Genomic DNA, 19,233 nt, shown 5'->3' on the forward strand with positions numbered 1-19,233 from the left:
GGGTCAGGACGGCTGCGGGCCGTCCGCTCCGTCGTGGTCGTCCCAGCCGTCGTCGTCGGCGTCGGCAGCGGCGGCGCCGGCTCCGACGTCGTGCCCCATCGCGGCGTCCGCGTCGAGGTCGACGTCGTCGAAGTCGTCGTCGAAGTCGTCCTCGAGGTCGGACTCGAGGTCCGACTCCAGGGCCTCGTCGTCCTCGTCGAGGTCGCCGTCGACGCCCGCGGCCTCCTTCGCCGCGAGGTAGTCGGCGAGCCGCTCCGACCAGGGCACCCACGCGGGCGCGAGCAGCGACGAGTCGCCGGGCAGCAGCGCCACCTCGAGCACGGTCGGACCGCCCTCGACGCCGCGCGACAGCAGCACCGTCCAGGTCCAGTCCGGATAGCCGGGGAGCGCCGACGCGTGGCGGATCGCCAGCACCTGCGCCTGGCCGCCGTCCTCGAGCAGCGCGTCGAGCACGTCGCCGACGGCGCCGCGGGGCGTCACCTCGTGGAGCGCTGCGGCGGCGAGCTCGAGCTCCTCGGGCGTGGGCGTCGTCGGCACGGGCGGGGCGGGTGCCGGGGCAGGCTCGGCGGGCGCGCCGACGTCGACGGGATCAGGCGTCGAGGTCATCGGCGACCTTCCGCAGCATCTGCGCGACCGTCGATCCGTGGGCGGCGCCGGGGTAGCGGCCGCGGCGCAGGTCGTTGCCGATGGTATCGAGCAGGCGCACGAGGTCCTCGACGATGATCGCCATGTCCTCGGTGTCGCGGCGCTGCGCGCGCACGGCGGTCGGGCCGCCGACCATCCGGAGCGAGAGCGCCTGCGGGCCGCGGCGTCCCTCGGCGATGCCGTACTCGACCTTCGCACCGGGCTTGATCTGCACGTCATCGGGCACCGCCGAGGCGTGCAGGAACACCTCCACGCCGTCGTCCCCGGCGATGAAGCCGAACCCCTTCGCGTCGTCGAAGAACTTCACCCTGCCGGTCGGCATGGCACCCTCCAGCGCTGTGCATGGTGCGGCGCCCTGCCGCACGGACCCAGCGTAGTGTGCGGCATCCTGAGACCCCGACCCGCGATATCCTGGCCGGATGCCGAAGGCCAGCAAGAACCCGACGCAGCGACCGAAGCCGCGCGAGCGCTCCGCCGCTGCGGCGGAGCCCCGCACCGGGCGCGACGTCGCCGAGCGGATCCTCTCGGTCGCGGTCGTCGCGTTCGTCGCGCTGGCGGTGCTCGGCTTCGGCGCCACGATGGCGCACCTGGGCCTGCGCGACACGGTGCCGTTCTTCGCCTCCTCGCTGTGGCAGTTCTCCTACTGGCTGCCGCTCGTCGCCCTCCCGCTCGCGATCGTGTGCCTCGTCGCCCTGGTGGCCGTGAGCGCGGCCGGCAAGGCGCGCAGGCGCTGATGGACGTCGTCGAGCTCGCGGCACGCATCCAGGCGATGTCGGACGACGCGCTCGACCGGCTCGTCGTCGAGCGCCAGGCGCCCGCGCAGCTCGGCTCGACCTTCGACCTCGCAGAGCACCTCTTGACGGATCCGTCGATCAGTCAGGCGCTCCGGTGGCGGTCGGCCGACGAGCTCGTCGCGCTCGCCGCCGGCGCCTCGACGCCGCGGCTCGACGCGCTGCTGCTCGGCGTCGACGGCGTCGCCATCCCGCAGGTGCGGGTCATCGCGGCGGCGGCCGACGCCGTGCCGAGCGCGCCGATCGAGCCGGCGGTCGAGAGCGCCATCGCCCCGCAGATGGCGATCGACGAGGCGATCAAGGTCTCGGAGCTCGTGCACCGCATCGCCGACGCACCGATCACGCTCCGCAGCCGCGCCCAGCTGCCGGCCGCGACCGCCCGCGCGCTCGCCGCGGCGATCGACGCGGAGCCCGGCCAGCTCGAGGAGCGGCTCGAGCCGGCGGCGCTCGCCGGGCTCATCGACCGCCACGACGGCCGGCTGCGCGCCACCGTCGACGCCGACGCCTGGCTCGCGGCCCCCGTGCCCGACCGCTGGTTCGCACTGGCGAGCGCCTGGCTCGCCGCGACCCCGGATGCCGCCGCGGTCGCCGCGTGGTCGCGCGCGCAGTTCCCGCTCGCCGACGCTGCCGTGCTCGCCGAGCGCGAGCGGCAGCACCGCCAGGCCGAGCGGCTGGGCCTCGCGCACCGCGGAGCGCTCACCACGCTCGCCGCCGACCTGCAGCGCGACCTCGAGGCCGCACTGCCCGACGCCGACCAGCCCGACGGCGCGGCCGAGCCCGACGGCGCGCGCACGTCCGGAGGCACGGGCGAGCCCGGTGGCACCGCCCGCGCGGCGCTCGCCGCGCACGTGCCGCCCGCCACCGCATCCGTCTACCTGCAGCCCGACCTCTCCGCCGTCGCACCCGGCCCGCTCGAGGCCGCGGTCGAGACCCGGCTGCGCCGCATCGCCGCGCTCGAGCGCGCCGGCATCGCCTCGCAGTGGCGCGTGACGGCGCAGAGCGTCGCGACCGGGCTCGCGGCGGGCGAGACGGCCGACGGGCTGCTCGCCTTCCTCGGCGAGGTCTCGCTCACCGGCCTGCCGCAGCCCGTCGCCTACCTCGTGCGCGACACCGCCGCCCGCTTCGGCGCGCTGCGCGTGCGCGCGATCGATCCGCTCGCCGAGGGCGGCGCCCGCGCGCAGGCGCGGAGCGACGACGCGCAGCTCATCCGCACGATCGCCGTCGACCGCGCGCTCGTGAGCGCCGGTCCGGTGCAGACCGGTCCGCACCGCATCACGTTCCGCACGAGCGCCGAGGAGGCGCTCCAGGCGCTGCTCGAGGAGCGCTACCCCGCGGTGCTCGAGGACGACGCCGGCGAGCTCGTCGTGCGCGTGCCCGAGCGCGCGCCCCGGCGGGAGCGCGAGCGCAACCGGCTCGTCGCGCGCCTGCGCGACTCCGGCTTCGAGGTCGGCGAGCACGAGCGGGCGTGGCTCGAGCGGCAGCTGCAGGCGGCCGTGCGCGAACGCATGCCGGTGCGGCTCACCGTCATCACCTCGGGCGACCCGGCCGACATCGAGCTCGTGCCGCTCGCCGTCGCGAACGGCCGGCTGCGCGCTCGCGACGCCGGGCGCGATGTGGAGCGCACGTTGCCCCTCAGCGCGATCACGAAGGTCGCGGGCCTCGGCGTGTCGATGTAGCGCAGTGCCGCGACCGCGATGGCGTCCTGCGCTACTGCAGGGCAGCCTGGATGGCCGCCTCGATGTCGCCGATGGCCTGGATGTCCAGCTGCTCCCCGTCCAGGAAGATCGTCGGCGTGCGGCTCACCCCCAGCGCGACCCCGGCCTGGAAGTCCTGCTCGACGCGAGCGAGCGTCTCCGGATCCTCGACGGCGCTGTCATACGCAGCCATGTCCAGGCCGAGCTCCTCCGCGTAGCCCCGGAAGCGGTCGGCGGCCGAGACCCGCGCCTCGCCCCACTCCGACTGCGTCTCGAACATCCGCTGGTACATCGCCTCGAAGGCCCCCTGCTCCGCCGCGGCCTCGACGGCGACCGCCGCGTTGCCGGAGTTGAAGTGACCGGGGAGCGGGAAGTACCGGATCGCGAACGTGACCTCGCCCTGATACTCCTCTCGCAGTGCCTCCATGGTGGGATAGACGGCACCGCACGCCTCGCACTCGAAGTCGAGGAACTCGACCAGGACCGGGGCATCCGGGCCGGCGTCGTCGAGGATGTGCGTCGACGACTCCACGAGCGCCGGCTCCGACGCCGGTGCGACCGACGCGTCGGTCGCTGCTCCACCCCCGGGCGACGTGGCAGTGCTCTCCCACGGCCGGAGGACGAGCAGCAGTGCGCCGATGACGACCGCTGCGGCGAGCGCGACGATGGAGAGGGCGATGACGGGACGTGTGCGCACCTGACTCACGATACCGTCGCCGCGTGCTCGCACGCCGCGCAGCAGGCGGTCGCATCCTGACTGTCCTCGTCGGCGTCGAGGCTCGGCGCGCAGCAGAGCTCGCCTCGCCAGGCCTCGATGCCTTCTCGCACGGCAAGCCCGGCGACGACGAGCGCGGCGACGGCGTCGGCCCACCACCAGCCGACCAGCGAGTTCGCCAGCAGGCCGAGCAGCACGGCGGCCGAGAGGTAGGTGCAGACGAGCAGCTGCTTGGCGTCGGCCTGCACGCTGCGGGAGCCGAGCTCCTTGCCCGTGCGGAGCTCGAGCCACGCGAGGCCAGGCATGACGGCGACACTGAGCGCCGCGATGGCGATGCCGACCGGGCTGTGCTCGACCGGCACCGCGCCGGCGAGCGACAGCACTGCATCGATCGACACGTACGCGGCCAGTGCGAAGAAGGCGACCGCCACGATCTTGACCGTGATCGCCTCCCACCGTTCGGGGTCCTTGCGCGTGAACTGCCAGGCGACCGCCGCAGCAGACATCACCTCGACCACCGAGTCGAGCCCGAACCCGATGAGCGCAGCAGACGACGCAGCGGCGCCCGCCCCGATCGCGACGACTGCCTCCACGGCGTTGTAGCCGATGGTGAAGCCGACGATCCATCGCACCCGGCGGCGGAGCCGCGCTCGCCGGCCGTCGGTCAGCGTCATGGTCATGCCGGGGCCTCGCAGCATCCCGGGAGCGAGCACGAGCCGTCGATGCAAGGGGCACCCTCGTCGACAGCGAGCGTCACGGCCAGCAATGCGGCGATCGCCCGACCCAGGTGCGGGTCCGCGATCTCATATCGCGTCTGACGCCCCTGCGGCTCCGCGACGACGATGCCGCAGTCTCGGAGGCATGCGAGGTGGTTGGAGACGTTGGCGCGCGACGTCTCCAGCTCTGCTGCCAGCACAGCCGGGTACCCGGGTCGTTCGAGCAGCTGCAGGAGGATGCGGGCGCGCGTGGGGTCGGCCATCGCCCGACCCAGTCGGTGCATCACGTCGACGCGCGAGGAAATGGTCAGCATGGGTCGACTATACAGCGATCGCTGACGCGTCCGGGCCCGCGCACGCCGGGCACGGGCGCGGTTGCCCGGTCGTTACCGATCCGTTACTTTGGTAGTCGACGCGTACGACGCGATCGCCCACGAGCCGGCTCCGGGAGCGGCGGAGGCCGAGCCGTCTGCGCGCGATCCGCGTTTGGGACGCTCGTGCCCGATGCCGTTCGACTCGAGGACCCTGCCGCGTGACCCCATTCTCTGAAGCATCCGACGCGCCTTCGCCCCGCGATCCGCAACCCGGCGGCCGGCTGATGACTCGCAGGAGCGTCAGGGAGCAGGAGCGCGCTGCGGTGACCATCGCTCGGACCGCCGCGGAGGCACGTGCTGAGCTCGGCGTCGCCGTCGTGCAGGGCTCGCCGCTCATCTACACGAGCCGCCGGGCCATGCGCGTCGCCGCGACGCGCACAGCGCAAGCGCTCCCCGCGCGGGTCGCGGAGCTCGAACCCGCGGCGCGACGCATCGTCGTCGACGCCCCTGCGCTCGGGAACGGGGGCGAGCACGCGCCGTCCCAGCGACGAGCTCCGGTGGCCGCAGTGCCGCTCGAGCGCTCAGCTCCGTCCTCGCGCTCTCCCGCCGGCCGCCGCCACCGCCGCGGCGTCGCTCGACAGGTGACGGCGGGCGCTGCGCTGCTGCTGATCGGCTCGCTCGTGGTCGTCACGTCGCTGCCCGCTCAGGCGGTGCAGCCGCCGGCCGGCCTCGACCCGCGCGTCGCGCAGCTGGAGCCCGAGGTGCAGTCGCTCGCCCCGGTCTCGTCCGAGGCGACGACGCTCTTCGCTCGCGACGCGATCGTCGTCAGCGACCCGGTCGAGAGCGCGCTCATGTCGCCCGATGAGCTGGCCGCGCTGCAGGCCACCGCCGACTCGGAGGCGGGCGGCTCCTACTTCGGCGGTGACCCCGCGTTCCCCGGCGTCTGGCCCGCGCTCGAGACCGACTACGTGCAGACGCCCTTCCCGCAGATCGCGGACATGCCGATCTCGAGCGGCTTCGGCAACCGGCCCGGCGGATTCCACGGCGGGACGGACATCCCGCTGCCCCCGGGGCAGGAGATCCGTCCCATCGCCAACGGCGTCGTCTCTGCGGTGTGGCAGGGAGACAACCCTGGCGGGGGCGGCTATGCGGTCTTCGTCGACCACAACATCGATGGCCGATTCGTCCAGTCGTGGTACCCGCACATGCTGGCCGGCTCCATCCGCGTCGAGGTCGGCCAGGTGGTGGACATCTCCACCGTCCTCGGCGGCGTGGGCAGCACTGGACGCTCGTCGGGGCCGCACCTGCATCTCGAGCTGAAGAACAGCGACTACGTGTCGTTCGATCCGGTCACGTGGCTCGAGACGCGCGAGCTGCGACTCGAGACGGGCTGACGCGTCGGATCAGCGCGTGCCGGCAGCACGAGCCCGGCTGGCCGCGCGGCGCTTGACCGCGAACGCGACTCCCGCAGCCAGCGCGAGCAGCGCTGCACCCAGGCCGAGCACGAGCGGCATGCTGACAGCGTCGGCCGGCTCCTCCCGGCCGCCGGCGCCGGGTTCGGTTGTGGTCTCGGGCGCGCTCGCCACGGCGCCCTCCGTGGTCTCGGCGGGCGCAGGCTCGGCCGTGGTTGCGGAGGCGGAAGCCACGGGGGCTTCGCCGCATACCGGCGCAGTCTCCCTCCCCGCCGTGCCCTCGGCCCCTGGCGCGGGCTCGAAGGTGAACGCGACCGTGCCGTCGACCGCGTGCCCGTCTGCGGACACGAGCTGGTACGCCAGCGTGTACGCCCCGGCGGCGCCGAGCTCGGCGTCGAGCGCGATGGTGCTTCCGTCCACCGTGGTGCAGCCGTCGCCGTAGAACAATCCGCGCGCGTCCGTGAGCTGCATGACGTTCGCGCTCGCTGCGCCTTCGACCGCCAGGATCTCCTCGTTCATCACGACGCTGAGCGTGCCCGGCTGCTGCTGGATCGAGTCCCCGCTACCTGGAGTCGACCCGATGACCGCCGCATGGGAGGGCAGCATGATGACAGCCGCAGCGGCGGCAGCGATGAGGATCATGGCCCCATGCTACGTGGCCGTCGCGACGCGTCGCCCTGCTGCTGAGGTCTGCTCAGGGACCGGTGAGCACCAGCCACAGCAGCACGCCGTTGAGCGCCGTCAGCGCCGCGGCTGCGACCGCGCCCGCGAGGGTCGTCCAGAGCCGGTTCACGTGCTGCCCCATGAGCGCCCGGTCAGCCGTCAGGCGCACGAGCGGGATGAGGGCGAACGGGATGCCGAACGACAGGACCACCTGGCTCAGCACGAGCGCGAGGGTGGGATCGACACCCAGGGCGAGCACGACGAGCGCGGGGATCAGCGTGACGAGCCGCCGCGTCACGAGCGGCACCCGGACTCGCAGCAGCCCCTGCATGATCTCGGCACCCGCGTAGGCGCCCACCGAGGTGGAGGCGAGGCCGGAGGCGAGCAGCCCCACGGCGAAGAGGGTCGCCACGACCGGGCCGAGCGACGCGCCGAGCGCCGCGTGGGCGCCCTCGAGCGTGTCGGTGCCCTCCACCCCGGCGAGGTTCGCCGCAGCGAGCAGCATCATCGCGATGTTCACGCCCCCCGCGATCACCATCGCGACAGAGACGTCGACTCGCGTCGCGCGCAGCAGCCGCGGCGTGCTCAGACCCGCTCGGTCGCGGAAGCGGTCCCGCGACAGGCTCGAGTGCGCGTAGATCGCGTGCGGCATGATGGTCGCGCCGAGCACGCTCACCGCGAGCAGGACGGAGTCCGTGCCCTGGAAGCGCGGGACGAGCCCCGCGGCGAATGCGGCGGGATCGGGCGGGGCGACGACGACCCCCCACGTGAAGCCGAGCACGATGATGGCGAGCAGCGCGATCACGACACCCTCGAACGCGCGTGGCCCGCGCCGCGACTGCACCGCGAGCAGCACCAGCGAGACGGTCCCGGTGATCACCCCGCCGACGAGGAGCGGGATGTCGAACAGCAGCCAGAGGGCGACCGCGCCACCGATGACCTCGGCCAGGTCCGTCGCCATCGCGACACCTTCTGCCTGCACCCAGTAGGCGATCCGCCCCGCGCGCGATCCGATGCGCTCTCCGCACAGCTCCGGGAGGCTCTTGCCCGTCACCACCCCGAGCTTCGCCGAGAGGTACTGGATGAGCCACGCCACCAGGTTCGCGCTCACGACGACCCAGATGAGCAGGTATCCGTAGCGGGCACCCGCGGTCACGTTGGACGCGACGTTGCCGGGGTCGAGGTACGCGACGCCGGCGACGAGCGCCGGCCCGAGCAGGAGCATCCAGTGCGGTCCGCGGGCGACGCGGCTCGTGGCGATCACGGGGGTGGCCATGCCACGAGGGTACACAGGGTTTCGGGAGACCGAAACCTTTCTGTCAGGGATGCCGAACGGCGGAGGATTCACGTTCGCGGATCTGCGCCGTCTCGATCTGGAACGTGGAGTGGGGCACGGCCACGCTGAAGTGCTCCTCGACGCAGCGCTGGACGTCCTCGAGCACCTCCGCGGCATGGCCGTCCGAGAAGCACCCGTCATCGACGACCACGTGGGCGCTGATCGTCGGCAGCCCCGTGGCGACCGTGGAGGCGTGCAGGTCGTGGACGTCCTGGACGTGCTCGAGCTCGAGGATGTGGCGGCGGACGTCGTCGAGGTCGAGTCCGCTCGGCGTGAACTCCATGAGCACGGCTGTCGTCTCCTTCATCAGCAGGAACGCCCGAGGCGCGATCAGGGCCGCGATGAAGAGCCCGGCGATCGCGTCGGCCTGCTGGAAGCCGGTGGTCGCGATCACGATCGCGGCGACGATCACGCCGAGCGAGCCGAGCGCATCGTTCAGCACCTCGAGGAAGGCGGCTCGCATGTTGAAGTTGGCGCCACGGCTCGACGCCAGCACCACGATGGACACCACGTTCATGACGAGCCCGATGATGCCGAACACCACGAGCTCGGAAGCGGGGATGTCGGGCGGCTCGAAGAGCCGTCGGACGCCCTCGATGGCCGCGTAGACGCCGACGCCGAGCAGCAGCGTCGCCTGGCCCAGCGCCGCGATCACCTCGATGCGGCGGAAGCCCCAGGTGCGCTTGGACGTCGGCGGCCGCAGGACCAGCGTCGCGGCGATGAGCGCGACGAGCAGGCCGGCGGCGTCGGCCAGCGCGTGCGCGGTGTCGGTGAGCAGGGCGAGGCTGCCCGTGAGCACCGAGCCCACCGCCTGGGCGACCACCATCGTCGCAGTCAGTCCGAAGGCGATGCCGAGACGCACCCGGAAGTCGCTCGTCACCGCTCCACCGGAAGCTCCGTGGTCATGCCCTGCTCCCATGGGGGCCCTCCTCTCCCGCTTCGCCGCTGCTCCGGGCGGCATCCGTCAGATGGGCATGCAGCACGCGATGTCCGCCGCCGGCGCCGAGCAGCCGCTCAGCGGCGACGACGAGCTCGGCGAGCAGCGCCGGACGCGCGAGGGCGTACCAGGTCGCACGGCCCTCGGCACGTGCATCGATGAGCCCGCACTCGACGAGGGACGCGACATGCTTGCTCACGGTCGACTGCGCGAGACCCAGGTGCTCGACGAGGTCTCGCACGCGGTGCTCACCCGATGCGAGGTGCTGCAGCACGGTGAGGCGCGACGCGTCCGAGAGCGCGTGGAACAGCTGAGCGAACGCGACCGTGGCGTCGCGGTCGATGCGCACCGGCTCATGCATCGTCATGCGGCGATGGTATCGCTCACCAGCGTTCATTCGCGCTGCCTGCTCGAATGGGCCGGGCGGACGCCGCGTGCGAGGAGTACGCTCGAAGGTCATGTCACTCCCAGGTCCCCTCATCGTGCAGTCCGACCGCACCGTGCTGCTCGAGGTGGCGCATCCCGATGCCGCGACCGCTCGCCAGGCCCTCCAGGTCTTCGCCGAGCTCGAGCGAGCGCCCGAGCACATCCACACCTATCGGGTGACGCGGCTGGGCCTCTGGAACGCCCGCGCGGCGGGCCACACGGCCGACGAGATCATCGGCACGCTCGACCAGCACGCCAAGTTCCCGGTGCCCGCGGGCGTCGCGCAGGACATCCGCGAGACGATCGGCCGCTACGGCCGGCTCGTGATCGAGCGCGACGACGAGGGGCTCGTGCTGCGCAGCCAGGACCGGCCCGTGCTCGAGGAGGTGCGGCGCTCGAAGAAGATCGCGCCGCTGCTCGCCGGCCCGACGACCGACGGCATCCGCGTGGTCGACTGGGCGCGCGGGGAGCTGAAGCAGGAGCTCGTGAAGCTCGGCTGGCCGGCCGAGGACCTCGCCGGCTACACGCCCGGCACGCCGATGGAGATCGACCTCGTCGAGGACGGCTGGGCCATGCGGCCGTACCAGCAGGATGCGGTCGACCACTTCTCGAAGGCCGGCTCGGGCGTCGTCGTGCTCCCCTGCGGCGCGGGCAAGACGATCGTGGGCGCCGCGGCCATGGCCGCGACCGACACGACCACGCTCATCCTCGTGACGAACACGGTCTCGGCGCGGCAGTGGCGCAACGAGCTGCTGGCGCGCACGAGCCTCAGGCCGGAGGACATCGGCGAGTACTCCGGGCACAGCAAGGAGATCAAGCCGGTCACGATCGCGACCTATCAGATCCTCACCGTCAAGCGCGCCGGCGAGTACGCGCACCTCGGTGTGCTCGACGCGCTCGACTGGGGCCTCATCGTCTACGACGAGGTGCACCTGCTGCCCGCGCCGGTGTTCAAGCTCACCGCCGACCTGCAGGCCCGCCGCCGGCTCGGCCTCACCGCGACGCTCGTGCGCGAGGACGGCCGCGAGTCCGACGTCTTCAGCCTCATCGGCCCGAAGCGCTTCGACGCGCCCTGGAAGGAGATCGAGCGCCAGGGCTTCATCGCCCCCGCCGAGTGCTTCGAGGTGCGCATCACGCTCGACGAGGACGAGCGGCTCGAGTACGCGGCGTCCGGCGACCGGGACCGCTACCGCATCGCGGCATCGAGCCCGCGGAAGATCCCGACGGTGCGGCGCATCCTCGAGGAGCACCCGGACGAGCCGACGCTCGTGATCGGCCAGTACCTCGACCAGCTCGACGAGCTGTCGGAGGCGCTCGACGCGCCGCTCATCACCGGCGAGACGCCGGTCTCGGAGCGCGAGGAGCTGTTCCAGGCGTTCCGCGACGGCACCGAGCGGGTGCTCGTGGTGTCGAAGGTGGCGAACTTCTCGGTCGACCTGCCGGACGCCTCGCTCGCCGTGCAGGTGTCGGGATCGTTCGGCTCGCGCCAGGAGGAGGCCCAGCGCCTCGGACGACTGCTGCGGCCGAAGGGCGGCCGCACCGCGAGCTTCTACACGATCGTGGCGCGCGACACCGTCGACCAGGAGTTCGCCCTCGGCCGGCAGCGGTTCCTCGCCGAGCAGGGCTACGCGTACACGATCCTCGACGAGCACGAGCTCGGCCTCGCGGACCACGCCGCGGCCAGCTGATGCGCTGGCGGCTGGCGTTCAGGAACCGCACAGGCAACGATCAGAGACTGAGCGCATGACTGAGCCCAGCGCCAAGATCCTCGTGGTGGACGACGAGCCCCACATCCGCGACCTGCTCTCCACGAGCCTCCGCTTCGCCGGCTTCGACGTGCGCGCCGTCGGCGCAGGCGCCGCAGCGATCTCGGCGGTGCTGGAGGACGAGCCCGACCTCATCCTGCTCGACGTGATGCTGCCCGACATCAGCGGCTTCGGCGTCACCAAGCGGCTCCGCGCATCCGGCTTCACGTCGCCCATCCTCTTCCTCACCGCGAAGGACGACACCGACGACAAGATCACCGGCCTCACCGTCGGCGGCGACGACTACGTCACGAAGCCCTTCTCGCTCGACGAGATCATCGCGCGCATCAAGGCGATCCTGCGGCGCACGATGGCCGAGACCGACGACGCCACGATCCACGTCGGCGAGCTCGCGATGAACCAGGACACGCACGAGGTCACCGTGGGCGGCGAGGAGATCGAGCTCTCCCCCACCGAGTTCAAGCTGCTGCGCTACCTCATGCTCAACGCCAACCGCGTGCTGTCGAAGGCGCAGATCCTCGACCACGTGTGGGAGTACGACTTCAACGGCGACGTCGGCATCGTCGAGTCGTACATCTCCTACCTGCGGCGCAAGATCGACGACGGCGCCGCCGAGCCGATGATCGTCACGAAGCGCGGGTTCGGCTACATGCTGAAGTCGCCGAAGGCGTAGGTGCGGGGCGCGCTCGCTCGCCTGCTCGGCCGCACCACGCTGGCCGGGCGCATCAGCGCACTCATCGTCGTCGTCATGACCTTCGGGCTCGCGCTCGCGGGCATCGGCACGCTGAGCATCATCCGCGATGCGCAGGTGGCCGACGTCGACCGCGACCTCGAGCTGGCGATGCGCGCGTTCACGAGCGAGCCGATCACGCGCACCGACTCCCCCGAGCAGTGCGACCTCGCGCAGCGCATGCCCAACACGTACTACCTGGGCGTCGGGGATGCGTCGGGCACGGTGCTGTGCGACAACAAGCTGCCAGCACCCGACAACCCCGACCTCTCGGGCCTCACGATCGGCACCGCGGCGGAGCAGGACACCGCCTTCACGCTGCCCTCGATCGACGGCGAGTCGAGCTGGCGCACGCTCGTCGCGCCCAGCACGGTCGAGGGCACCGGCGAGCTGCTGGTCTCGGTCGTCGCGGTCGACCTGCAGTCGCTCGAGTCGACGACCGCCACCTTCATGCTCGTGTTCGCCGGGTTCTCGCTGCTCGCGATCGTGCTCGGCGCCGCGCTGACGCGGATCCTCGCCGTCTCGACGCTGCGCGGCCTGCGGAAGGTCGCTGCGGAGGCGCAGCGGTTCGCTGACGGCGACTATGACACCCGCCTCACGGGTGAGAACCCGCGCACCGAGGTGGGCTCGCTGCAGCAGTCGCTCAACGCGATGCTCGACCGCATCGAGGCCGCGATCGAGCAGCGCGACGCGTCGGTCGCGCAGATGCGGCAGTTCGTCGGCGACGCGAGCCACGAGCTGCGCACCCCGCTCGTGTCGGTGCGCGGCTACGCCGAGCTGTACCGGATGGGCGCGATCTCGCGACCCGAGGACGTCTCGAGCGCCATGGACCGCATCGAGGGCGAGGCGAAGCGCATGGCCCGGCTCGTCGAGGACCTGCTGCAGCTCGCGCGGCTCGACGAGCGCCGGCCGCTCGACCTGCAGCCGCTCGACCTCGTGCCGCTCGTGAACGACGCCGCGAGCGACACCCGCGTCGGCGCGACCGACCGGCACGTGGCGGTGCTGCCGATCGCCGCCGACGAGATGGGGCCGGTGGCCGGCGCCGTCGACGACGCGCCCTCGAGCGGCGTCTTCACGCCGCCGCCCCTGACGCCGCCCGCCATCGTGATGGGCGACGAGCACACGCTGCGGCAGGTGATCTCGAACCTCATCGGCAACGCGCTGCGCTACACGCCCGACGGCACGCCGATCGAGCTCGGGGTGGGCGTGTCGACCCGGCGCCGCGAGGCGGTCGTGCTCGTCATCGACCACGGCGAGGGCGTGCCGGAGGAGCTGCGCGATCGCATCTTCCAGCGCTTCTTCCGCGCCGAGAGCTCGCGGGCCCGCGAGCTGGGCGGCTCGGGTCTCGGCCTCGCGATCGTCGCGGGCATCGTGCGCGCGCACCGCGGGCGCGTCGATGTCGTCGAGACGCCGGGCGGCGGTGCGACGTTCCGCATCGCCATCCCGCTCGCCGACGACTCGGCGGTGATGGCGCTGTCGCAGCGGCTCCGACCGGAGACCTCGACGACCGGCGATCCACAGGGCGTCCTCCGCGGCCTCGCCTGATCGGCGCATCCGCCTACCTTCTCCCTCGAGCGCGGATGCGCCGCGCGGGATCGAGGGGATCATGAGCAGGTACGGATCATGAGCAGGTACGGCGTCGACGCCGACGCGCTCCACGGCGCGCACGTCGGCGTGCGGGGCACGGGGTCGCGGGTGCAGTCGGAGGTCGCGGCCATGCTCGCGCAGCTGCAGGCGCTGCAGGAGTCGTGGACGGGCCAGGCGTCCGTCGCCTTCCAGGCGCTCCTGCAGGAGTGGCGCGCGACCCAGCAGCGGGTGGACGAGTCGCTCGCGAACATCAACGAGGCGCTCGCAGCGGCGGGCCGCCAGTACGACGAGGTGGAGGCGGGCAACGCGCGCCTGTTCGGCGGCTAGGTCGCCCGGCGCACGCTGGTCGAGTAGCACGCGGCGGAGCCGCGCGCGTATCGAGACCACCTCTTGCTGGTCGAGGAGCACGCGCCGGAGCCACGCCTCTTGCTGGTCGAGTAGCACGCGGCGCAGCCGCGCGCGTATCGAGAACACCCGGGTACGGCGAAGGGCCCCAGCACTGCTGCTGGGGCCCTTCGTTGTGGTGGAGCTCCTGGGTCTCGATGCGCGGCCGCCTTCGGCGGCTGCTCCTCGACCTTGAGTCCTCCGGCTTCAGGCCCGCTACGCGGACCCGAAGCCTCCGGACTCAGAAGTCCATGCCACCCGTGGGGTCTGCCGGCATGGCCGACGCCTTCTCGGGCTTGTCGGCGACGACGACCTCGGTCGTGAGGAAGAGGCCGGCGATCGACGCGGCGTTGGCGAGCGCGGAGCGCGTCACCTTGACCGGGTCGGAGATGCCCGCGGCGAGCATGTCGACGTACTCGCCCGTGGCGGCGTTGAGGCCGTGGCCCACCGGGAGGCTGCGGACCTTCTCGACCACGACGCCCGGCTCGAGGCCGGCGTTGAGGGCGATCTGCTTGAGCGGAGCGTCGACCGCGACGCGGACGATGTTCGCGCCCGTCGCCTCGTCGCCCGTGAGCTCGAGGCCGTCGAACGCGGTCTTCGCAGCCTGGATGAGCGCGACGCCACCACCGGCGACGATGCCCTCCTCGACAGCGGCCTTCGCGTTGCGGACGGCGTCCTCGATGCGGTGCTTGCGCTCCTTGAGCTCGACCTCGGTCGCGGCACCCGACTTGATGACGGCGACGCCACCGGCGAGCTTCGCGAGGCGCTCCTGGAGCTTCTCGCGGTCGTAGTCGCTGTCGGTCGCCTCGATCTCCTGGCGGATCTGGCGCACGCGGCCGGCGATGGCGTCAGCCTCGCCCGCACCCTCGACGATCGTCGTCTCGTCCTTCGTGATGACGACCTTGCGCGCACGGCCCAGCATGTCGAGCGTCGTGTTCTCGAGCTTGAGGCCGACCTCCTCGGAGATGACCTGGCCGCCCGTGAGGATGGCCATGTCGGCGAGCATCGCCTTGCGGCGGTCGCCGAAGCCCGGAGCCTTGACGGCGACGGACTTGAAGATGCCGCGGATCTTGTTCACGACGAGCGTCGCGAGCGCCTCGCCCTCGACGTCCTCGGCGATGATGACGAGCTGCTTGCCCGCCTGGATCACCTTGTCGACGACCGGGAGCAGGTCCTTGATGTTCGAGATCTTCGAGTTGACGATCAGGATGTACGGGTCCTCGAACACCGTCTCCTGGCGCTCGGGGTCCGTCACGAAGTACTGCGACAGGAAGCCCTTGTCGAAGCGCATGCCCTCGGTCAGCTCGAGCTCGGTGCCGAAGGTGTTCGACTCCTCGACGGTGACGACGCCCTCCTTGCCGACCTTGTCGATGGCCTCGGCGATCAGCGCGCCGATCTCCTCGTCCGCCGCCGAGATCGATGCCGTCGCGGCGATCTCCGCCTTGGTCTCGACCTCCTTGGCGTTCTTCAGCAGCTCCGCGGTGACCGCGGCCGTGGCCTTCTCGATGCCGCGCTTGAGCGTGATCGGGTCGGCGCCTGCGGCGACGTTGCGGAGGCCCTCGCGGACCAGCGCCTGGGCCAGCACGGTGGCCGTCGTCGTGCCGTCACCGGCGACGTCGTCGGTCTTCTTGGCGACCTCCTTGACCAGCTCGGCGCCGATCTTCTCGTAGGGGTCCTCGAGCTCGATCTCCTTGGCGATCGAGACACCGTCGTTCGTGATGGTGGGGGCGCCCCACTTCTTCTCGAGCACGACGTTGCGGCCACGCGGGCCGAGGGTCACCTTCACCGCGTCGGCGAGCGTGTTGAGTCCACGCTCCAGCCCGCGGCGGGCCTCCTCGTTGAATGCGATCATCTTTGCCATTGCAGTCTCGTCCCTCCTGGACGCTGTGGACGTTCAACTGGCACTCCAACAGGGCGAGTGCCAAGGCCCAAGTTTGGCACTCGGCACCTTCGAGTGCAAGCCAAGCACGCGCGGCCTCCGAGACCGGCCGTCGGCGCGGGACCGGGCGGGGGCTACGGCGCGGGCGGCGTCGGCGCGTGGTCGACGTCGCCGTCCTCGCTCGGGGCGACGCTCGGCACCGTGCCGGGCGCATCCGTGCCGAGCACGATCGTGATCGGGGAGCCCGAGATGCGGCCGTCCGACTGCAGCGCCTGGCCGACGCCCAGCTGCTGCGCGAGGCCGCGCGCGATGGGCTCGAGCGCGGGGGCGTCGAACCAGACGACCGTGCGGTCGCCGACCTCGGTGGCGGATGCGGTGGCGACGACCGACCAGCCGGCGTCGGAGAGCGCCTGGCCCGCGCCTGCAGCGACGCCTCGCTCCCCCGTACCGTCGAGCACCGTGATCGACGCGTCGATCGTCGGGTCGATCTGCGACGGGTCGGCGATCACGAGCGGCTCCTCCGTGGCGACCGGCTCGGGCACCGGCTCGATGCGCAGGCGGTCGAGCAGGAAGAGGCCGACAGCGGTGAGCACGACCGCCACCGCGAGCGCGGCGAGCAGGATCGCCCAGCGCGGCCAGCGGGTGTCGCCGGTGCTGCGGTGCGCGCCGACGCGGTGCGTGCGGCTCATGCGCCGTCGCGCAGTCGCAGCAGCCGGCGCACGAGCATCGGGTCGTGGTGCAGCGCCTGCGGCGTCTCGATCGCTGCGTCGAGCACCTGGTAGTAGCGCGTGGTCGACCAGCCGAACTCGGTCCGGATGGCCCGTGCCTTCGCGCCGCCGTGGCTCGACCAGCCCGCCTCGAAGTCGAGCACCGCGCGGATGCGCTCCTCCCGAGCCCGTGCGAGGTCGTCGGCCGCCGTGCCGGGACCGGTCGCCGCATCCGTCGCCTCGCCGATGCCGTCGTGCTCGGGCCGGGCTGCCTCGGCGGCCGCGAACGCGAGGGCCGCCGCCTCGTCGGCAGTGCCCTTCGAGCGATGGCGCGGCTCGGTCGACATGGAGTCGATCCTAGGTGTGGCGCCGCGTTCTGCCCGCCGCGAAACGCGCTCCGCCGCGGCGTAGCATCGAGGCATGACCGATCGAATCGAACGCTCCGACTCCGAGTGGCGTGAGGCCCTCGCCCCCGACGCCTACCGCGTGCTGCGCCAGGCCGGCACGGAGCGCCCCTGGACAGGCGCGCTGCTCGACGAGCAGCGCCAGGGCGTCTACGCGTGCGGCGCGTGCGGCAACGAGCTCTTCGACGACCAGACGAAGTTCGACGCCGGCTGCGGCTGGCCGAGCTTCTACGAGGCCCGCGAGGACGCCGTCGAGCTCATCGAGGACCGCTCGCTCGGCATGGTGCGCACCGAGGTGCGATGCGCGAAGTGCGGCAGCCACCTCGGCCACCTCTTCGACGACGCCCCGCAGACGCCGACCGGCGACCGGTTCTGCATGAACTCGCTCGCGATGACCTTCACGCCCGAGTCCTGACCGCGCGGCTGCGAGCTCGATCGGGCTGAGCGCGGACGCAGGCGGCCCACGTCGCTGGCGGTGCGCTCAGGCCGATCGAGCTTTCCGGCGCACCGGGCGGCGGATCGCCGAGACGCCGACCGCCGCGATCGTCAGGCCGGCGCCCAGCAGCGACCAGATGGTGACCGGGTGGCCGGCGGGGAAGACGACGTCGAGCAGCACCGACGTCACCACCTGCCCGCAGATGACGCCGAGGCCCATCGTGAGCACGCCGAGGTGGTGCACGGCGACCGACATGAGCGCGATGAAGACGATGCCGAGCAGCCCGCCGATGTAGAGCCACGGCTCCGTCGGCAGCGGCGCCCCGCGCACGCCCAGGGCGGTCTGCACGAGCACGAACAGTGCGAGCGCGATCGTGCCGACGACGAAGTTCGACACCGTCTGCGCGATCGCCGACTGCGCGTGCCGCTGCACGAGCCCGCCCATCGCCTGCTGCAGCGACTGCAGCAGGCCGGCGAGGAACGGCAGCACGATGAGCCAGGCGCCCTCGAGCTCGCCGGTGCCGACGAGGGCGAGGCCCACGGCGACGAGCGCGAGCACCGCGCCGACGACGCGCGGCGGCGTGATGGCCTTCCTCGCGAGGCCGCCGAGGCCCATCCGATCCACCGCGAGCCCGCTCATCGTCTGGCCGGCGACCACGCCGACCGTGTAGAGCGCGACGCCGAGCGTGCCGACGACGATGCCCTGGGTCGCGACGAGGAAGGCGCCGAGCAGACCGGTCGTCGCGTACCACCACGGCATCGAGCCGTCGCGGATCACGCCGATCAGTCGACGTACGCCCGCTCGTGCGCCCGGCCAGACGACGAGCAGGAGGGCGAGCACCGCGGTGCCGATGCCGAACGAGATGAGCGCGGCGAGCATGCCGTGCTCGAGGCGGGCGCCGAGCTCGCCGTTCACGCGGCTCTGCAGCGCGAGGCCCGTACCGGCCCCGATCGAGGCGAGCAGCCAGAGGAAGGCGGTCATGCGAGCTCCATCGGGGTGAGGTCGGGGGCGGGGTCGGTCGCGAGCCGCGCGAGCCGGACGACGTCGAAGCGCTCGTCGCGTCCGTGCTCGTCGACGTAGCGCAGCCGCTCCCGCTCGACGCCCTCGCGCACGAACCCCGCGCGCTCCGCGACCGCGACGGACGCCGGGTTGTTGGCCCTCGCGCCGAGCTCCAAGCGGTGGAAGCCGTCGGCGAAGAGGCTGCGGGAGCGCGTGTCGAGCGCCCGCGCCGCGAGCCCGCGGCCGCGAGCGGCAGGGGCGAGCCAGTACGACATCCAGGCGGTGCCGTGGCGGAGGTCGCGATCGGCGGCCGAGATGCAGCCCACCGCGATGCCGTCGACGTCGATCGCGAGCGCGTCGTCGGCGATGTCGGCGAGGTACGCGTGCGCCTCGTCGAGCGTGCGGATGGGCGGTGCCTGGCGGTGCAGGTCGTCGGATCCCGCGAACGCGGCGAGCACGGCCGCCGCGTCGCGCTCGGGGTTCCAGGGACGCAGGCGGCTCACTGGGCAAGCCTAGAATGGCTGACGGTCCCGGGCGAACCGGGCCGCGCCTCCTTAGCTCAGTGGTAGAGCAACGCTCTTGTAAAGCGTAGGTCGTCAGTTCGATCCTGACAGGGGGCTCCGCTCGGACGTCGGGGCGCTGCCTGCTCCCGCGCGCTCGTGTTCCGGGCGACACGAACCGCGCTGCGCGCG

General features: G+C 72.4%; 22 protein-coding genes and 1 tRNA gene. 9 read left to right on the top strand and 14 right to left on the bottom strand.

The window, feature by feature from the left end; translation table 11 throughout:
- Window positions 1-3: 3 nt before the first annotated feature.
- Both ABIB37_RS01915 and ABIB37_RS01920 read right to left on the bottom strand, forming a co-directional pair.
- Window positions 4-606: a DUF3027 domain-containing protein gene (locus ABIB37_RS01915; RefSeq protein WP_354256044.1), complete on the bottom strand. Its 603-nt coding sequence runs from the start codon at window positions 604-606 to the stop codon at window positions 4-6.
- Entirely contained in the window at window positions 590-967 is a 378-nt protein-coding gene (locus ABIB37_RS01920) for a cold-shock protein (RefSeq protein ID WP_123697217.1), read from the bottom strand. The genes ABIB37_RS01915 and ABIB37_RS01920 overlap by 17 nt, the downstream gene beginning before the upstream one ends.
- A 97-nt stretch (window positions 968-1,064) precedes the next feature.
- Between ABIB37_RS01920 and ABIB37_RS01925 the strand changes: the two genes are divergently transcribed.
- Entirely contained in the window at window positions 1,065-1,379 is a 315-nt protein-coding gene (locus ABIB37_RS01925) for a hypothetical protein (protein WP_123697216.1), read from the top strand.
- On the top strand, window positions 1,379-3,112 hold the full coding sequence (locus tag ABIB37_RS01930) for a helicase-associated domain-containing protein (RefSeq protein ID WP_354256047.1): 1,734 nt from the start codon (window positions 1,379-1,381) through the stop codon (window positions 3,110-3,112). The genes ABIB37_RS01925 and ABIB37_RS01930 overlap by 1 nt, the downstream gene beginning before the upstream one ends.
- A 31-nt stretch (window positions 3,113-3,143) precedes the next feature.
- Here ABIB37_RS01930 and ABIB37_RS01935 read toward each other — a convergent pair whose 3' ends face one another.
- From ABIB37_RS01935 to cmtR, 3 genes are read right to left on the bottom strand one after another with little or no spacing between them, the layout of a single operon-like run.
- Window positions 3,144-3,827 carry a DsbA family protein gene (locus ABIB37_RS01935; protein WP_354256050.1) on the bottom strand — a complete coding sequence of 228 codons (684 nt, stop codon included), beginning with the start codon at window positions 3,825-3,827 and terminating at the stop codon, window positions 3,144-3,146.
- A gap of 5 nt (window positions 3,828-3,832) precedes the next feature.
- A complete protein-coding gene (locus ABIB37_RS01940) occupies window positions 3,833-4,525 on the bottom strand; it encodes a cation efflux transmembrane domain-containing protein (protein WP_354256052.1) in 693 nt (230 codons plus the stop codon).
- Entirely contained in the window at window positions 4,522-4,875 is a 354-nt protein-coding gene (gene cmtR / locus ABIB37_RS01945) for a Cd(II)/Pb(II)-sensing metalloregulatory transcriptional regulator CmtR (RefSeq protein WP_354256055.1), read from the bottom strand. The genes ABIB37_RS01940 and cmtR overlap by 4 nt, the downstream gene beginning before the upstream one ends.
- Window positions 4,876-5,198: 323 nt before the next feature.
- On the opposite strand from cmtR, the gene ABIB37_RS01950 reads away from it, so the two are divergent.
- The gene (locus ABIB37_RS01950; RefSeq protein WP_354256058.1) at window positions 5,199-6,269 is read left to right on the top strand and encodes a peptidoglycan DD-metalloendopeptidase family protein; all 1,071 of its coding nucleotides are present in this window, start codon (window positions 5,199-5,201) and stop codon (window positions 6,267-6,269) included.
- A gap of 9 nt (window positions 6,270-6,278) precedes the next feature.
- Here the strand turns inward: ABIB37_RS01950 and ABIB37_RS01955 are convergent, their stop codons facing one another.
- From ABIB37_RS01955 to ABIB37_RS01970, 4 genes are read right to left on the bottom strand one after another with little or no spacing between them, the layout of a single operon-like run.
- Window positions 6,279-6,929 carry a copper resistance CopC family protein gene (locus ABIB37_RS01955; RefSeq protein WP_354256061.1) on the bottom strand — a complete coding sequence of 217 codons (651 nt, stop codon included), beginning with the start codon at window positions 6,927-6,929 and terminating at the stop codon, window positions 6,279-6,281.
- Window positions 6,930-6,981: 52 nt separating this feature from the next.
- Window positions 6,982-8,226 (bottom strand): Nramp family divalent metal transporter, encoded by a 1,245-nt coding sequence (locus ABIB37_RS01960; protein WP_354256064.1) that lies wholly within the window; start codon window positions 8,224-8,226, stop codon window positions 6,982-6,984.
- Between the two features lie 43 nt (window positions 8,227-8,269).
- The gene (locus tag ABIB37_RS01965) at window positions 8,270-9,205 is read right to left on the bottom strand and encodes a cation diffusion facilitator family transporter (RefSeq protein WP_354256066.1); all 936 of its coding nucleotides are present in this window, start codon (window positions 9,203-9,205) and stop codon (window positions 8,270-8,272) included.
- Window positions 9,189-9,590 (bottom strand): ArsR/SmtB family transcription factor, encoded by a 402-nt coding sequence (locus ABIB37_RS01970; protein WP_354256069.1) that lies wholly within the window; start codon window positions 9,588-9,590, stop codon window positions 9,189-9,191. Before ABIB37_RS01970 ends, ABIB37_RS01965 begins: the two co-directional genes overlap by 17 nt.
- 91 nt (window positions 9,591-9,681) lie before the next feature.
- Between ABIB37_RS01970 and ABIB37_RS01975 the strand changes: the two genes are divergently transcribed.
- The 4 genes from ABIB37_RS01975 to ABIB37_RS01990 all read left to right on the top strand — a co-directional run bounded on the left by ABIB37_RS01975 (window position 9,682) and on the right by ABIB37_RS01990 (window position 14,059).
- Window positions 9,682-11,337, top strand: coding sequence for a DNA repair helicase XPB (locus ABIB37_RS01975; protein WP_354256072.1), 1,656 nt, complete (start codon window positions 9,682-9,684; stop codon window positions 11,335-11,337).
- A 55-nt stretch (window positions 11,338-11,392) separates the two neighbouring features.
- The gene (locus ABIB37_RS01980; protein ID WP_354256075.1) at window positions 11,393-12,088 is read left to right on the top strand and encodes a response regulator transcription factor; all 696 of its coding nucleotides are present in this window, start codon (window positions 11,393-11,395) and stop codon (window positions 12,086-12,088) included.
- On the top strand, window positions 12,089-13,690 hold the full coding sequence (locus tag ABIB37_RS01985) for a sensor histidine kinase (RefSeq protein WP_354256078.1): 1,602 nt from the start codon (window positions 12,089-12,091) through the stop codon (window positions 13,688-13,690).
- A 78-nt stretch (window positions 13,691-13,768) separates the two neighbouring features.
- Entirely contained in the window at window positions 13,769-14,059 is a 291-nt protein-coding gene (locus ABIB37_RS01990) for a WXG100 family type VII secretion target (protein WP_123697211.1), read from the top strand.
- Between the two features lie 298 nt (window positions 14,060-14,357).
- Here ABIB37_RS01990 and groL read toward each other — a convergent pair whose 3' ends face one another.
- The 3 genes from groL to ABIB37_RS02005 form a co-directional block, all read right to left on the bottom strand.
- Entirely contained in the window at window positions 14,358-15,977 is a 1,620-nt protein-coding gene (gene groL, locus ABIB37_RS01995; RefSeq protein ID WP_354256081.1) for a chaperonin GroEL, read from the bottom strand.
- Window positions 15,978-16,129: 152 nt separating this feature from the next.
- On the bottom strand, window positions 16,130-16,684 hold the full coding sequence (locus ABIB37_RS02000) for a LytR C-terminal domain-containing protein (protein ID WP_354256084.1): 555 nt from the start codon (window positions 16,682-16,684) through the stop codon (window positions 16,130-16,132).
- Window positions 16,681-17,049, bottom strand: coding sequence for a DUF3263 domain-containing protein (locus ABIB37_RS02005; protein ID WP_354256087.1), 369 nt, complete (start codon window positions 17,047-17,049; stop codon window positions 16,681-16,683). The genes ABIB37_RS02000 and ABIB37_RS02005 overlap by 4 nt, the downstream gene beginning before the upstream one ends.
- A 73-nt stretch (window positions 17,050-17,122) precedes the next feature.
- On the opposite strand from ABIB37_RS02005, the gene msrB reads away from it, so the two are divergent.
- A complete protein-coding gene (gene msrB / locus ABIB37_RS02010) occupies window positions 17,123-17,521 on the top strand; it encodes a peptide-methionine (R)-S-oxide reductase MsrB (RefSeq protein ID WP_354256090.1) in 399 nt (132 codons plus the stop codon).
- Between the two features lie 66 nt (window positions 17,522-17,587).
- On the opposite strand, the gene ABIB37_RS02015 is transcribed toward msrB, so the two are convergent.
- Both ABIB37_RS02015 and ABIB37_RS02020 read right to left on the bottom strand, forming a co-directional pair.
- The gene (locus tag ABIB37_RS02015) at window positions 17,588-18,523 is read right to left on the bottom strand and encodes a DMT family transporter (RefSeq protein ID WP_354256092.1); all 936 of its coding nucleotides are present in this window, start codon (window positions 18,521-18,523) and stop codon (window positions 17,588-17,590) included.
- Entirely contained in the window at window positions 18,520-19,044 is a 525-nt protein-coding gene (locus ABIB37_RS02020) for a GNAT family N-acetyltransferase (protein WP_354256095.1), read from the bottom strand. The genes ABIB37_RS02015 and ABIB37_RS02020 overlap by 4 nt, the downstream gene beginning before the upstream one ends.
- 45 nt (window positions 19,045-19,089) lie before the next feature.
- Between ABIB37_RS02020 and ABIB37_RS02025 the strand changes: the two genes are divergently transcribed.
- Window positions 19,090-19,161 (top strand) — tRNA-Thr (locus ABIB37_RS02025).
- Window positions 19,162-19,233: the final 72 nt, after the last annotated feature.

It is taken from the genome of Agrococcus sp. UYP10 (assembly GCF_040547205.1).
GTDB lineage: Bacteria > Actinomycetota > Actinomycetes > Actinomycetales > Microbacteriaceae > Agrococcus > Agrococcus jenensis.